Annotated in this window: 16 protein-coding genes and 3 tRNA genes; 13 read left to right on the top strand and 6 right to left on the bottom strand. The window is 40.3% G+C overall.

What is annotated here, in order from left to right:
* Positions 1-82: 82 nt before the first annotated feature.
* Positions 83-349: a 30S ribosomal protein S20 gene (rpsT, locus tag PHG22_04020; GenBank protein ID MDD5490922.1), complete on the bottom strand. Its 267-nt coding sequence runs from the start codon at positions 347-349 to the stop codon at positions 83-85.
* Between the two features lie 156 nt (positions 350-505).
* Between rpsT and PHG22_04015 the strand changes: the two genes are divergently transcribed.
* The 8 genes from PHG22_04015 to ychF all read left to right on the top strand — a co-directional run bounded on the left by PHG22_04015 (position 506) and on the right by ychF (position 5850).
* A complete protein-coding gene (locus tag PHG22_04015) occupies positions 506-697 on the top strand; it encodes a hypothetical protein (protein MDD5490921.1) in 192 nt (63 codons plus the stop codon).
* Positions 698-951: 254 nt separating this feature from the next.
* A tRNA-Arg gene (locus PHG22_04010) sits at positions 952-1023 on the top strand.
* Positions 1024-1074: 51 nt separating this feature from the next.
* Positions 1075-1145 (top strand) — tRNA-Ala (locus PHG22_04005).
* Between the two features lie 1350 nt (positions 1146-2495).
* A tRNA-Ala gene (locus tag PHG22_04000) sits at positions 2496-2571 on the top strand.
* 125 nt (positions 2572-2696) lie between these two features.
* A complete protein-coding gene (locus PHG22_03995; GenBank protein ID MDD5490920.1) occupies positions 2697-2954 on the top strand; it encodes a hypothetical protein in 258 nt (85 codons plus the stop codon).
* A 130-nt stretch (positions 2955-3084) separates the two neighbouring features.
* The gene (locus PHG22_03990) at positions 3085-3441 is read left to right on the top strand and encodes a hypothetical protein (GenBank protein MDD5490919.1); all 357 of its coding nucleotides are present in this window, start codon (positions 3085-3087) and stop codon (positions 3439-3441) included.
* 306 nt (positions 3442-3747) lie between these two features.
* A complete protein-coding gene (locus PHG22_03985; protein ID MDD5490918.1) occupies positions 3748-4602 on the top strand; it encodes a hypothetical protein in 855 nt (284 codons plus the stop codon).
* Between the two features lie 177 nt (positions 4603-4779).
* Positions 4780-5850 (top strand): redox-regulated ATPase YchF, encoded by a 1071-nt coding sequence (gene ychF, locus PHG22_03980; protein MDD5490917.1) that lies wholly within the window; start codon positions 4780-4782, stop codon positions 5848-5850.
* Positions 5851-5946: 96 nt separating this feature from the next.
* Here the strand turns inward: ychF and PHG22_03975 are convergent, their stop codons facing one another.
* On the bottom strand, positions 5947-6501 hold the full coding sequence (locus tag PHG22_03975; GenBank protein MDD5490916.1) for a cyclic nucleotide-binding domain-containing protein: 555 nt from the start codon (positions 6499-6501) through the stop codon (positions 5947-5949).
* A 252-nt stretch (positions 6502-6753) separates the two neighbouring features.
* Between PHG22_03975 and rpsF the strand changes: the two genes are divergently transcribed.
* Genes rpsF through efp form a run of 5 tightly spaced genes read left to right on the top strand, consistent with a single transcriptional unit; the run spans position 6754 to position 9599 of the window.
* Positions 6754-7221 carry a 30S ribosomal protein S6 gene (rpsF, locus tag PHG22_03970; protein ID MDD5490915.1) on the top strand — a complete coding sequence of 156 codons (468 nt, stop codon included), beginning with the start codon at positions 6754-6756 and terminating at the stop codon, positions 7219-7221.
* A 24-nt stretch (positions 7222-7245) separates the two neighbouring features.
* Positions 7246-7695: a single-stranded DNA-binding protein gene (gene ssb / locus PHG22_03965; GenBank protein ID MDD5490914.1), complete on the top strand. Its 450-nt coding sequence runs from the start codon at positions 7246-7248 to the stop codon at positions 7693-7695.
* Between the two features lie 23 nt (positions 7696-7718).
* Positions 7719-7961 carry a 30S ribosomal protein S18 gene (rpsR, locus tag PHG22_03960; protein MDD5490913.1) on the top strand — a complete coding sequence of 81 codons (243 nt, stop codon included), beginning with the start codon at positions 7719-7721 and terminating at the stop codon, positions 7959-7961.
* An 18-nt stretch (positions 7962-7979) separates the two neighbouring features.
* Entirely contained in the window at positions 7980-9029 is a 1050-nt protein-coding gene (gene epmA, locus PHG22_03955) for an EF-P lysine aminoacylase EpmA (protein MDD5490912.1), read from the top strand.
* A 12-nt stretch (positions 9030-9041) separates the two neighbouring features.
* Positions 9042-9599, top strand: coding sequence for an elongation factor P (gene efp / locus PHG22_03950; GenBank protein ID MDD5490911.1), 558 nt, complete (start codon positions 9042-9044; stop codon positions 9597-9599).
* Between the two features lie 135 nt (positions 9600-9734).
* On the opposite strand, the gene PHG22_03945 is transcribed toward efp, so the two are convergent.
* From PHG22_03945 to recA, 4 genes are all read right to left on the bottom strand, one after another.
* A complete protein-coding gene (locus PHG22_03945; GenBank protein MDD5490910.1) occupies positions 9735-10025 on the bottom strand; it encodes a hypothetical protein in 291 nt (96 codons plus the stop codon).
* A gap of 18 nt (positions 10026-10043) precedes the next feature.
* The gene (locus PHG22_03940; GenBank protein ID MDD5490909.1) at positions 10044-10514 is read right to left on the bottom strand and encodes a DUF5680 domain-containing protein; all 471 of its coding nucleotides are present in this window, start codon (positions 10512-10514) and stop codon (positions 10044-10046) included.
* A gap of 115 nt (positions 10515-10629) precedes the next feature.
* Complete coding sequence (locus PHG22_03935; protein ID MDD5490908.1) at positions 10630-10872, bottom strand: hypothetical protein; 243 nt, start codon at positions 10870-10872, stop codon at positions 10630-10632.
* Between the two features lie 47 nt (positions 10873-10919).
* Positions 10920-11948: a recombinase RecA gene (gene recA / locus PHG22_03930; GenBank protein MDD5490907.1), complete on the bottom strand. Its 1029-nt coding sequence runs from the start codon at positions 11946-11948 to the stop codon at positions 10920-10922.
* Positions 11949-11950 lie beyond the last annotated feature (2 nt).

The raw sequence follows: 11950 nt of genomic DNA, 5'->3' as shown, positions 1-11950 counted from the left end.
TTCTGGCCGTGGCGCTTGCCCTATAAACAATTTACCATTTACGCCGCTTAAACAAAAGTCCTCCAACCGGAGGACTCTAAATTTATTTTTTTAACATAGCATTCAGCCGCTTCATCATTTTGGATTTTATTCTGTCCCCAGTGTTTCTCTTGAAGATTTTCTTTTGGATGGCTTTATCCACGGCTTTGGAAAGTTTTTTAACAAATTCCGCCGCTTCTTTTTCTTGTTTTTCTATGGCCCGTAAACTCTTTTTGCGGAGATAATCAATGTTGCTTTTTATGTTGTCATTATGAAGCATTCTTTTCTTCGCTTGGCGCATGGCCTTAAACGCCGCTTTTTTAATAGGCATAAAGTAAAAATCATTCTTATTAATATACTTTAGTTTAACATAAAATAAAAAGCTTGTCAATTGTTTAAGTTGACATTGAAAGTGGGGTAATTTATAATAAAAAGAGCATTTTAGGATAAGGCGACTTTTAAGTAGTCCTTTTTAGGAGGAATAAAAATGGGTAAAAGAAAAAAGAGACCCCTTGCCGACTTAAAGAAAACAACGCGGAGATATGTCGATCCTGATTGCGAAGCGATATGTAAAAATATTTATAATTACGCAATTAAGCGTTTACACTTTACGAAAAAAGAGGCAAAAAAAGTCACCGAGGGGTTTAGGCTGGCATTTTCAGGGGGAATCGTAGATTAAATGCTTTTTAAAGAGGGTATAGCAATATCCTCTTTTATATTTTAAAAATCATTTTTTTATGTTAAGATTAACTCTAATCATTTGATTTTTAAAAGGAGTTTTAGAAATACTATATTCAAGAATTATCCCATTCTTAGGGTAATTTTGGTTAGAAAAATGTTTTACGACACTTCTTTTACTCTAATATAAAACAAGAAATAGGTTTTTATTTACAATTTTTATAAAAAATGTTTCACGTGAAACATTTCGCTTTTGCCCTCATAGTTCAACGGATAGAACAAGACACTCCTAACGTCTAAATAGAGGTTCAATTCCTCTTGAGGGCACATATGGCTTAGGGCTTATAGTTCATAGCCGGCGCGCAGTATTTTCTTTTTGGGCCCATGGTTCAGCGGTAGAACGCAGCATTCGCATTGCTGAGACCCGAGTTCGATTCTCGGTGGGTCCACAAATGAAGTCTTTACTTATATGTCTAAAACCAATAAAAACGAGGTTAAGCCCCTTATATTTGATACATATTTGGCTGTTATAAAAAATAGCCCGGGAAGTCATTTATTTCGTAATTTTTACGCAAAAGCAAGGGGGAAAAGCTTAGATATTACGCGGAATGGGGAGCTTTCTTGCGCATTTTTTGTTTCCTCAATTTTGACTTTATTTAAAATGATAAAGGGGGTGCACGGAACCGTAGATTCAACAATAGAGGATTTGCTGGCGTCTGGATGGCGGCCAATTAAAAAGCCCAAAATTGGAAGTATCTTGGTTTGGGAGAAATTGAGGTTTAAAAATGGCGAGATCCATAAACATGTCGGGTTTTATCTTGGACAAAATAGGGCAATAAGTAATAGTTATAAATTGAGATGTCCAGTGGAACATAATTGGACTTTTGGGGGTAAAAGAAAGGTTGAAAAGATGTTTTGGAATCCCAGGTTAAAGTAGTTGGAAGAAAAAGAGAGGTTCAGACCTAAAAAATGTTTCACGTGAAACATTTTTATTGTTTTTTATAGATGTGTGTCGTAAAATAGAGTAGAATGTTGATTTATAGCTAAAATTAGCAAAAATAGTGAAAAATAACTAAAATGTGGATAAAATTGCCTAAAATTAGCTAATTTAAGATGTTTTATTAGTAAAGTGTATTTTACGACACTTATTTTATACGGATATTAGCTAAAATATATAAAACACACCTTTGTGTTAATAAAATGTGGGCAATTTTAAAAATATTTTTGTTTCTAGTGTTTTATTATAAAAATCCTTGACATTTTTTATAATTATTGCTATACTCCTCCTTATGGTGGTTGAGCAGGATTGGCGGTACCCCTTTGCGCTTATTGGTATTTCTACCAGTGGGCGTTTGGGGTGTCGGCAGGTCTGTCGGCTGAGATCTCCAGTCGGCGTCCGAACAGGTTATGATCAGTAACCTGCCGGACCGTGAGGCTTAAAGAGCGTTCGCTCTTTTTTGCCGTCACTCCCCCGGAAAGTAATTTTCCGGGGTTTTATTATCTTGCCTTTTTTAGCGTCTATGTTATAATATTTTTACATTTTAACGTTTAGTGAGTTCGGTTTAGTTGTTTGTTATAAGTTGTCGGTTGTTAACCCCGGGCTCGTAGCCTGCCTGCCGGTAGGCAGGCTCAACTGGTAGAGCGTCCCGACATCATGTCGGGGAGGTCAGATAAAACTATTTTATTCGGCAAAAAACAATCGTTGCGGCAAGACAACTAGAGTATAAATTAAAACAATTAAAAAGCAGGAAAATACTTGAAAAAATAATTTTAACACAACGGATTACTCTGTCAAACCAGGGCTCGTAGCTCAGCTGGTAGAGCGCCTCCATGGCATGGAGGAGGTCAGGAGTTCGATCCTCCTCGGGTCCACCAAAAAAAGAATATTAACAATAAAAATTAAGGAGAAAAAGTTAATGGGAAAAAGACGAATAGGAAAAAATTTAATTGGCGATGGGTCAGAAATTCATATTGGGGACACCTCATCAACCCCAAAAGATATGAAGAAAACCCAAGAGGTCATAGAAAAAGACCCGGGTGTACCGATTGAGGAAATAAAACTTGAAAAGGCCAAGTTAAACTCCGGCAAGGCGCCTGATTATGATGAGGCAATCAAATACCTTAAAGAAAAGTTGCCAAAAAAAATTTTTGCCGGGAATTTTTTCGGTCCGAAGACCTCTTTTCATGACGCCGAAATAATCGTGAAGCATTTTGAAAAAACCGGCATGATAAAGCAGGGGAGCAAGCCCGACAAGTAATCCGTCCAAAAATTATTCAACCGTTCCGATAATATCTCGGAGCGGTTTTTTATAAGCACTTGACTAAAATTCAATAGTATGTTATATTGGTCTATTGTTAAATTTAACAATACAAAATGGAGGAAATTAAATGACCCTGAATAAGTTTGTAAAATCTTTGACAAGTAAATTAGAAATTGAAAGTTATAAAATTCTTCGAGCTCTTAAAAACGCAAGAACGCTCAGAAAATTTAATCTCAAAAGAGCCAAATTTTTTATAACCGAAGAGCCGAACGAGGAGGATTTTGTGGATACTTGTAAGGGCAAAATTCCTTTGAAATTAATCCAAGCTAAAGTAGCTGCGGGCAAAAAAACTAGAAAAATTACGGTTTACAAGCATAAATTCTGTATAAACAATAAAGAAAAAGAAGTTGTAACCGTTGCCCCGCAAAAACAAGCCGGCAAAAATACAAGGCCCGAAATTGGAGAAGGTCAGCCGTTTGTATAAATGCAAACGGTTTTTTATTTTAGAATGAGTTGTTTACAAAAATTCCAAAAAAGAATACAATGTAATCCACAATACAATAATCCCCCTCCTTATTCGGGGGGTCTCGATAAAATATCGCGGACCAAGACAAATGTATTTATTGCTTGGTTAAAAAATATTTTTCCCATCACCGCAATAGAAAAGAAGTTCATGACGTTACGGTGGCTTATATTGAGATGGTTGAATCATTGACCACTTGCTTTTTTAAACAAATATTGATTTAATATAAACAGTTATTTAACAACAAAAACAACCAAGGAGATTAAAATGAATACAGATTATTTTCGTTGGGGAGGCGGCACTACAATTGAGGGCCACTATCTTGAGATACCGCGTTTAAGCTTAAATACCCGCCAGCATGAATTACCGCCGATTAACCGAGCGAGGAAGATTGAGTTGCACCACTTACACAACGGTGATTATGAGAACTGTGAGCTGATTATCACTTGGGAGACCAGGGATGAGGGGGCTATATTCGAAGCAGTATGTAAGCTCAATGATGATTGCCTCAAAAAACAGTTCAAGAAAAACCCAGTTTTTCTTGATAAATTACTTGACTTTATTCAAAAGTGTCAAGAAGACCAAGAAAAGAAACCAGAAGCCTTGGAGCTCGGAGGGAAAATTGTTCTTTCTGATGTTCCGCCAGATTTTAGAGAAGCCGTGAAACAAATAAAAATTTGGGCTGAATTTCTCTATCCCTTTTGGGAGGACATCAGTTGGAGTCAACGCGTCCTTTTTGAAAAAGCAAGGATTTCCAAGGAAGGGTATTACCAATTTATTATAAATTGGTACCACCTCAAATTATCCAAAGAAAAACGCTGCCCTCATAATTCCCATGAATTGGCCTTTGACTTTGACCCACCGCCTCAAACCAATGAGCATGCTGCTTGGTGGACGCTGGAAGATGAAAAAATCCAAATCGTCCTGCCCCATGAACACAGCGACCAACAAATAGCTGATTATTACGGCTATGGTAAGGTATACGAACAATATCTGAAAAACAAAGGGGCGAAAGAGCAAGAGGGCAAAGAAATGGAAAAAGCGTGGAGGGAACAAAGAAAGAAAGACGAGGAAGAACAAAAGAAAAAGCTGGAGAAAGTAAAAAGCGAATTGCTTTCTTAAAACGAACTTGATAGCAAACAAGTTTCCCGCCATTTTAAATGGCGGGATTTTTTATTTAAAAGTACACCCCAAATAATCCAACGGTTTACAAAATCTATAAAAAAGAATACAATATTAAAAAAACAGTAAAACCCGTTCGCGTATTAGTAGCTTCTAATTCGCTTTAATTCGTATCTTATGTCTCTTCAAATCGGCATCGTCGGTTTGCCCAATGTCGGAAAATCAACTTTATTTAAAGCGCTGACAAAAAAGGCAGTTGATATTGCCAATTATCCTTTTTGCACCATCAACCCCAATGTTGGCGTGGTTAAGGTTCCGGACGAGCGGCTGGAAAAATTAGCTAAAGTTTCCAAGTCCAAAGAAATTATCCCGACCGTGATTGAATTTGTTGATATCGCCGGTCTGGTCGCGGGGGCGCATAAGGGCGAGGGGCTGGGCAACAAATTTCTTGCCAATATCCGCGAGGTGGATGCTATTTGTCAGGTGGTGCGTAATTTTTCCGACCCTAATGTCATTCACGTTGAAGACAGGGTTAACCCCAAAGCCGATGCGGAAATTATAAATCTGGAACTGATTTTTGCCGACTTGGATACCGTGAAAAAAAGATTGGAAACACTTCATCGGGAAACCAAGGGCGGAGCTGATAAAACGTTGCTTAAAAAAGTAGAAGTGGTGGAACAAATAAAAAAGACCTTGGAAGAGGGGAAATTGGCCAATGTTTTGACTTTGAGCGAAGAAGAAAAGTTGTTAATCAAAGATTTAAACCTGCTGACGCTTAAGCCCATGCTGTATGTTTTAAATGTTGATGAAGATAAGAAAGACAGCCAAAAGTGCGATTTTGGTAAAGAAGATTGTCTGGAAATTTCCGCCAAGCTGGAAGCCGAATTGGCGGAATTGTCAGAAGTGGAGGAGCGTCAGTATTTGGCGGATTTGAATATCGCGGAAACTGGTTTGGATAAATTAATCAGAGAAAGTTACCGGCTTTTAAATTTGATTACCTTTTTCACTTCCGGAGAAAAAGAAACCCGCGCTTGGACAGTGCGCCAAGGAGCTAAGGCGCCGGAAGCCGCCGGACGGATACATACGGATTTTGAAAAAGGTTTTATCCGCGCCGAAGTGATAAATTGGAAAGATTTAGTGGATGTCGGCGGGGAAGCGGCGGCTAAAGAAAAGGGGCTAATCCGATTAGAGGGGAAAGAGTATGTGACGCAAGACGGCGATGTGATGGTGTTCAGATTCGCGGAGTAAAATTTTTTATTAGAATATAAAAAGGCGCCGGTAAAATCAGCGCCTTTTTTAATTTAAAAAGCCGTTCCGATATTTTATCGGAACGGCTTAGGAGAGTTATTTTTTATTTTTTTGGGGGTGGGGCTTAACATTAGTAACCTTGACACCGGCCAGGGTGGTGAACATTTCTAAGAGGGAATGTTGGATATCGTCCGCATCTTTCCTTTCTTCTGCCAAGGAAGCGCAGAAGAAATCAAACGATTGTTCATTGGTGAGATTTTGGTTTTTAATCACGGTCTCTAGCTGTGACCTTGCGGAATGAGCTTCGTTTATTAAGCCAAAAACTATCCGCATAAAATCTTGAGGGTTGTTTTTAAAAAGGCTTTTTAATTCTTTTCTCTCAATGACCACGATTTCGGCATATTTTCTTACCCGAGCGGTATAAAAGTATTTTCCTTTACTTAAAAAATCTGAAGCGCCGATAATTAGCTCTGTTGAGCCGTCGCGTTCAGGGTTGACTATAAAGGAAGCTCGCAGATTACTTTCGGTTTGTTCTGCACCTTTATATAGTTCCACGATGCCTTTTTTGAGAAAGAAAATTTTATCGGCTTCCGTTCCCTCCCCAAAGAGTATCTCCCCGTTTTTAAAAATTTTAATTTCTTGTTTTGCCATTTTATCTCCTATTTTAAAGGTTCAAGTTTACAATATAGTATAGCCAAAATCGGGAATTTTGTCAAGAGTTGACATAATTTTTACGGTTTGTTAAGATACAGACACAATTGATTGATACCTTTTCCATGTTTAACATAAACGGCAGGGGCCGAGCGTTGCCCTGCCAAAGGTGTTTCCGAGAGTATCTTTTTTTTATAATCCCGGACACCTCGGGATTTTTTAATTTTATTTATAAAATAATAAATATAAACTATGCAACATTACGAACTACTGTGTATCATTCCGATTAAGTATAGTGACGAAGAAGCCGCGAAGGTTGTGAAGACCATTGCCGGTATGATTACTGCCGGAGGAGGTAAAATTACCCGCGAGGACAGTTTGGGCAAACTGCGCTTGGCTTATCCTATTAAACACGTTTATCAGGGGCATTATCCGCTGATGGAGTTTGATTTGGAGGGCGAAGAAGTAAAAAAGATGGAGAGAGAACTTAGATTAATGCCGGAAATTTTGCGCTATGAAATGGTGAAAAAAGTGGCCGGCTCCGAGGAAAGATTAAAACAGGCAATTTTAAAAGAGAAGAAAGAAAAATTGGAACAGCAAAGAGAAGAACAAAAGACCCCGACTAAACCAGAAGAGAAAAAAGAAGAACCCAGGAAAAAAATTGACTTGGAGGAGCTGGAAAAGAAGCTGGATAAAATTTTGGACACAGACATAATTTAATTCTAAATAAATAACTCAAACATTATGGACTTAAACAAAGTGATGATTATCGGGAGGTTAACCAGAGACCCCGAAGCTCGCACTACGCCAACCGGGCAAAGCGTTTGTTCTTTTGGCGTGGCTACTAACCGCGTCTGGACGGACAATTCCGGACAGAAACAGGAAAGAGTGGAATATCATAATATGGTGGCGTGGGGCAAACTGGCTGATATCTGCTCTCAATATCTAACCAAGGGACGCCGCGGTTATTTTGAAGGGCGTTTACAAACCAGAGATTGGGAAGGTCAGGACGGCGTTAAAAGATACCGCACCGAAGTTATTTTGGATAATATGATTTTGCTTGATGGCGGCGCCGGACGCGGTGGCGATTTTGCCAAGGCGGCCAGTTCTTCCGAACCGAAAGTAGAGGAAGAAAATGCCCCGTCAGCGGAAGAAAGCAAAGAAGAAATCAAAGTTGAGGATTTACCCTTTTAATAAATTATTAGCCAACAGTTTTTATGTTTACGAAACAACCCCCCGTAAATTTATTAAAAGCGGAAAAGAAAAAATGCTATTTCTGCGTTAACGGAATTTTGGAAGTTGATTATAAGGATGGTCAATTTTTGAGAAAATTTCTTTCTTCTTATGGCAAAATTTTACCGCGCCGTCGCACCGGCGTTTGTTCCAAACATCAGAGGAAATTAGCCATTGCCGTCAAAAGAGCCAGGATTATGGCGATTTTGCCCTTTACTTCCAAGTAATTTTTCGCGTTTGCGAGTATGTCTGCAAATTGGGAAAGGATAAAATCCGGCGACGCTAATCTTAAAAATAAAATACTTTTAAGATGGCGCGTGATAGAGTTAATTCGTTCCTTTTTCAAGGAGCGCGGATTTTTGGAAGTTGATACGCCGGCACTGGTCCGCTATCCCGGCACCGAGCCGCATCTTGACCCCCTGAAAACAAAATTAATTACCAGAAATATCGGCGAGCGCGACGCTTATCTTATTACTTCTCCAGAATTTTCTTTAAAAAAAATGATTACCGCCGGCTTCGGCAATGTTTTTGAGCTGGCCAAATGTTTCCGCAACGGCGAAGCGGTGGGGGGCAAACACAATCCCGAGTTTTTGATGCTGGAATGGTATCGCGTTGAAGCAGATTATACAAACTTAATGGATGAAACCGAGGAGTTATTGAATTTTATTTGCGAACAGATATTCAGTGTTAACAGTTTTTCTTATAATGGCCAGACGATAAATTTAAAACGTCCCTGGGAGAGAGCAAGCGTTCGGGATTTATTTTTGCAGCATTTAGATTTGGATTTGGATGTTTGCCGCAATGAACGCGATTTATTGGCCGGCGAAGCCGAGAAGAGAGGGCAGAAAATTAAAAAGGAAGACTCCTTTGACGATATTTTTTTCAAAATGTTTCTTAATAAAATTGAACCGAATTTCCCGGCTGACCATCCGCTGATTGTTTATGATTATCCTTTGCCCATGGCCGCTTTGGCTTGCCAGAGCAAAAGTAACCCGCTTTACGCCGAACGTTTTGAGGTTTATCTCGGCGGCATGGAATTAGCCAATGCCTTTTCGGAATTGATTGACCCCGTGGAACAGTGCCGGAGATTTCTACGGGAGCAAAAAGCGCGGGCGTCGTTAGGTAAAGACACGGATGTTTTAGACGAGGGCTTGCTCAAAGCGCTGGAAGCCGGAATGCCGGCCACCGCCGGAATCGCGCTGGGAGTTGACCGGTTGGCTATGCTGTTCGCGGATGCCAAAATCATAGACGAAGTGTTGCCTCTGCCAGCCAGCCAATTATTCAAAGAAAATTAAAATAATAAAAATATGTCAGACATCAGAAAATGGGCCATTGTAAAATTCAGAGGCGAGCTTTGCGTTATCACCGATTTTCAACATATTAACCCGGGTAAGGGCAGCGCTTTTACCAGAGTTAAATTAAAAAATGTAAAAACCGGAAAAGTGGTGGAAGAAACTTTCAAGGGCGGAGCCGAGGAATTGGAAAACGTGGAAACCGAGCATCGCAATTTACAGTATCTTTATCACGACGACGCCAATTATTATTTTATGGACAATACGAATTACGAACAGGTGGGAGTAGGGGCGGATATTATCGGCGACAACGCCAAGTTTTTAAAAGATGACCAGGAAGTGGTGGCGATGTTTTATGAAGGATTGCCGGTGACCATAGAATTGCCGCGCAAGATGGAGTATAAAGTGATTGAATCGCCGGATGCCGTCAAGGGCGACAGCGCCGCCGGCAACGTCACCAAAGTCATCAAATTGGAAAATGGTTTGGAGGTTAACGCCCCGCTCTTCATCAAAGTCGGTGACATTATCAAAGTTAATACGGAAACGGGAGAATACGTGGAACGAGCCAATTAAATTTATCTCATAAAAAAACATCCCGAGAAGGGATGTTTTTGATTTTTATAAAGAAGGCAAGCTGCCTTCCGCCGATTAATAGTTGGTTCAATCTTTAAGATTGAACCAACGTAGGGGAAAGGGAAAGTTTTCCCATTAAAGAATTTCGGCAAAATTAATTTGGAAGTCTCTAAATTCCTCTGCGACTCGGTCAAACGCCGTTGATGGAATAACTAGGATTGAACCATTTTCTTCCCAACGTTTGGGCATGCCCAGTAAATCCCTCCTGACCCATTGCGGATTCAAAAATCCGGCAGGATTTTCCGCGTCTTCATTGTCTACTTCGCACTTTTGTTCCGGGTTGCGCAATCTAAGTTTTCTAACCCTAACGTCTTCCAATCGGCAATCTTTCCATTCTGGTGCATGACCCATTTTTAATTTAGCCATCGGTGCCATCCTCCTTTGTTATTTTCTTTGATTAACAAAACCTCCAAGATACTTAGCTTTATAAATTTTTTTTCCACTCATCACGATTGTCTCTTCGCCAAAAAAATTGTCAATTTCGCCATCGTACTTATTGGCATAGACTAAATCACCCTCAACGTATTCTTTCGGACCGCGGAAAGGGTGGTCTTCGGGAATCAATGACAGGGCTTTCTGTAAAAATCGATAAACTACTTCAAAATCCGGAGCAGGCCTATCAACCAAGCCATAGTAAACCATGATATAAATCGGTTCATTCTTCAGAAATACAACCTCTCTACCGCCAAACGGCTCACCGCCGAAGTAATTATCGTGATATTTTAAATCGCCATCTTCAAAAATCAGAGTCGTCGATTTATCATTTTCAATAATTTTTTTAGCTTTGTCACCAGCCGCGTAGGTAGATTTTTTTGCTTTTACAAGAAATTTACAAAGCTGATTTTTATCAAACACAAGTTTTTTATTAAAAGAAAACAGTTTTTATTTAGCTCGTGAACCGCTAATAGTTGGTTCAATCTTTAAGATTGAACCAATGTGGGATTTAGGCAGACGAGCATTAAGAATAGAGTTATTTTGACTCCGTAGTCCCTACACAACCAGATCCACCGCTACCACCTTCGCAATTAAGTCCTGTTCCTCCTCCATTAGAAATTCCAACCACGCCCGCCTTTATTTGGTTCTTCTGACACAATGTTAGATCTTCGTTTAGTTGTGTTATTTTTGGATTAAAATAAAAATGTACACTACCTATTCCAAATAAAAGTGCTAGAATTAGATCGATTAAAAGATGCTTGATTACTTTTTTGAACATATATTTTAGGTATTTAAATAATAATTTTATTTAGCTTGCGATAACAATTATTCCGCGTTTTCTTTGGCTTCCGCCGCTTTCCTGACGGCCGCAGAAATTTCTTTGGCCAGCTTTTTGTCTTCCTTAATCATCATTTTTGCGGTTTCCCGTCCCACGCCCAATTTTATTTCTCCAAAGTTGTAAGAATTGCCGCTCTTGGAAATAATGCCATAGAGCAGGCCGACGTCAATCAGGTCGCCAGAGAGAGAAATGCCCTCGTTGTACATAATGTCAAATTCGCAGGTGCGGAACGGCGGCGCCACTTTATTTTTTACGACTTTAATTTTTACGCGATTGCCTATTATTTTTTCTCCCAGCTTGATTTGCGCGGCGCGGCGGATTTCTATTCTGACTGAAGAGTAAAATTTCAAAGCCATGCCGCCGGTAGTGGTTTCCGGATTGCCGAAGACAATGCCAATTTTTTGGCGGGTCTGATTAATAAAAACCACCACGGTTTTGCTCTTGCTGATAATGCCGGCGAGTTTGCGCAGGGCCTGGCTCATCAGGCGCGCCTGCAGTCCCATATGCTGTGCTCCCATTTCTCCCTCAATTTCCGCCTTGGGCGTCAGGGCGGCCACGGAATCAATCACCACCACATCCACGCCGTTGGAGCGCACCAGAGTTTCTAAAATTTCCAGGGCCTGTTCACCGGTGTCCGGTTGGGAAATCAGAAGATTTTCTACGTTGACGCCGATTTTTTTGGCATAATCTGGGTCCAGCGCGTGCTCGGCGTCAATAAACGCCGCGGTCCCGCCCATCTTTTGTACTTCGGCAATGATGTGTTGGGCCAAAGTGGTTTTTCCCGAGGACTCGGGTCCGAAAATTTCAGTAATACGTCCCCGCGGCACGCCGCCGATGCCCAAAGCCAAGTCCAAAGAAAGACAGCCGGTCGGCACGGCCTCCACTTCAATTTTTTTTGCCTCGCCGAGGCGCATAATCGCGCCCTCGCCGAACCTTTCCTTAATTTGCGCGATGGCCTCTTCAGTGGCTTTATTTCGTAATTCTCCCTCCGCTCCATCTTGTTTATTTTTGGTCATAT

Source organism: Patescibacteria group bacterium, assembly GCA_028716045.1.
Taxonomy (GTDB): Bacteria; Patescibacteriota; Patescibacteriia; order JAQUQO01; family JAQUQO01; genus JAQUQO01.
This window is presented reverse-complemented; position numbering and strand designations above follow the sequence as displayed.

Bases quoted from the DNA above. Each gene is read 5' to 3' on its own strand.
- rpsT (MDD5490922.1), bottom strand. From the start codon at position 349: ATGCCTATTAAAAAAGCGGCGTTTAAGGCCATGCGCCAAGCGAAGAAA.
- PHG22_04015 (MDD5490921.1), top strand. From the start codon at position 506: ATGGGTAAAAGAAAAAAGAGACCCCTTGCCGACTTAAAGAAAACAACG.
- PHG22_03995 (MDD5490920.1), top strand. From the start codon at position 2,697: ATGAAGAAAACCCAAGAGGTCATAGAAAAAGACCCGGGTGTACCGATT.
- PHG22_03990 (MDD5490919.1), top strand. From the start codon at position 3,085: ATGACCCTGAATAAGTTTGTAAAATCTTTGACAAGTAAATTAGAAATT.
- PHG22_03985 (MDD5490918.1), top strand. From the start codon at position 3,748: ATGAATACAGATTATTTTCGTTGGGGAGGCGGCACTACAATTGAGGGC.
- ychF (MDD5490917.1), top strand. From the start codon at position 4,780: ATGTCTCTTCAAATCGGCATCGTCGGTTTGCCCAATGTCGGAAAATCA.
- PHG22_03975 (MDD5490916.1), bottom strand. From the start codon at position 6,501: ATGGCAAAACAAGAAATTAAAATTTTTAAAAACGGGGAGATACTCTTT.
- rpsF (MDD5490915.1), top strand. From the start codon at position 6,754: ATGCAACATTACGAACTACTGTGTATCATTCCGATTAAGTATAGTGAC.
- ssb (MDD5490914.1), top strand. From the start codon at position 7,246: ATGGACTTAAACAAAGTGATGATTATCGGGAGGTTAACCAGAGACCCC.
- rpsR (MDD5490913.1), top strand. From the start codon at position 7,719: ATGTTTACGAAACAACCCCCCGTAAATTTATTAAAAGCGGAAAAGAAA.
- epmA (MDD5490912.1), top strand. From the start codon at position 7,980: ATGTCTGCAAATTGGGAAAGGATAAAATCCGGCGACGCTAATCTTAAA.
- efp (MDD5490911.1), top strand. From the start codon at position 9,042: ATGTCAGACATCAGAAAATGGGCCATTGTAAAATTCAGAGGCGAGCTT.
- PHG22_03945 (MDD5490910.1), bottom strand. From the start codon at position 10,025: ATGGCTAAATTAAAAATGGGTCATGCACCAGAATGGAAAGATTGCCGA.
- PHG22_03935 (MDD5490908.1), bottom strand. From the start codon at position 10,872: ATGTTCAAAAAAGTAATCAAGCATCTTTTAATCGATCTAATTCTAGCA.
- recA (MDD5490907.1), bottom strand. From the start codon at position 11,948: ATGACCAAAAATAAACAAGATGGAGCGGAGGGAGAATTACGAAATAAA.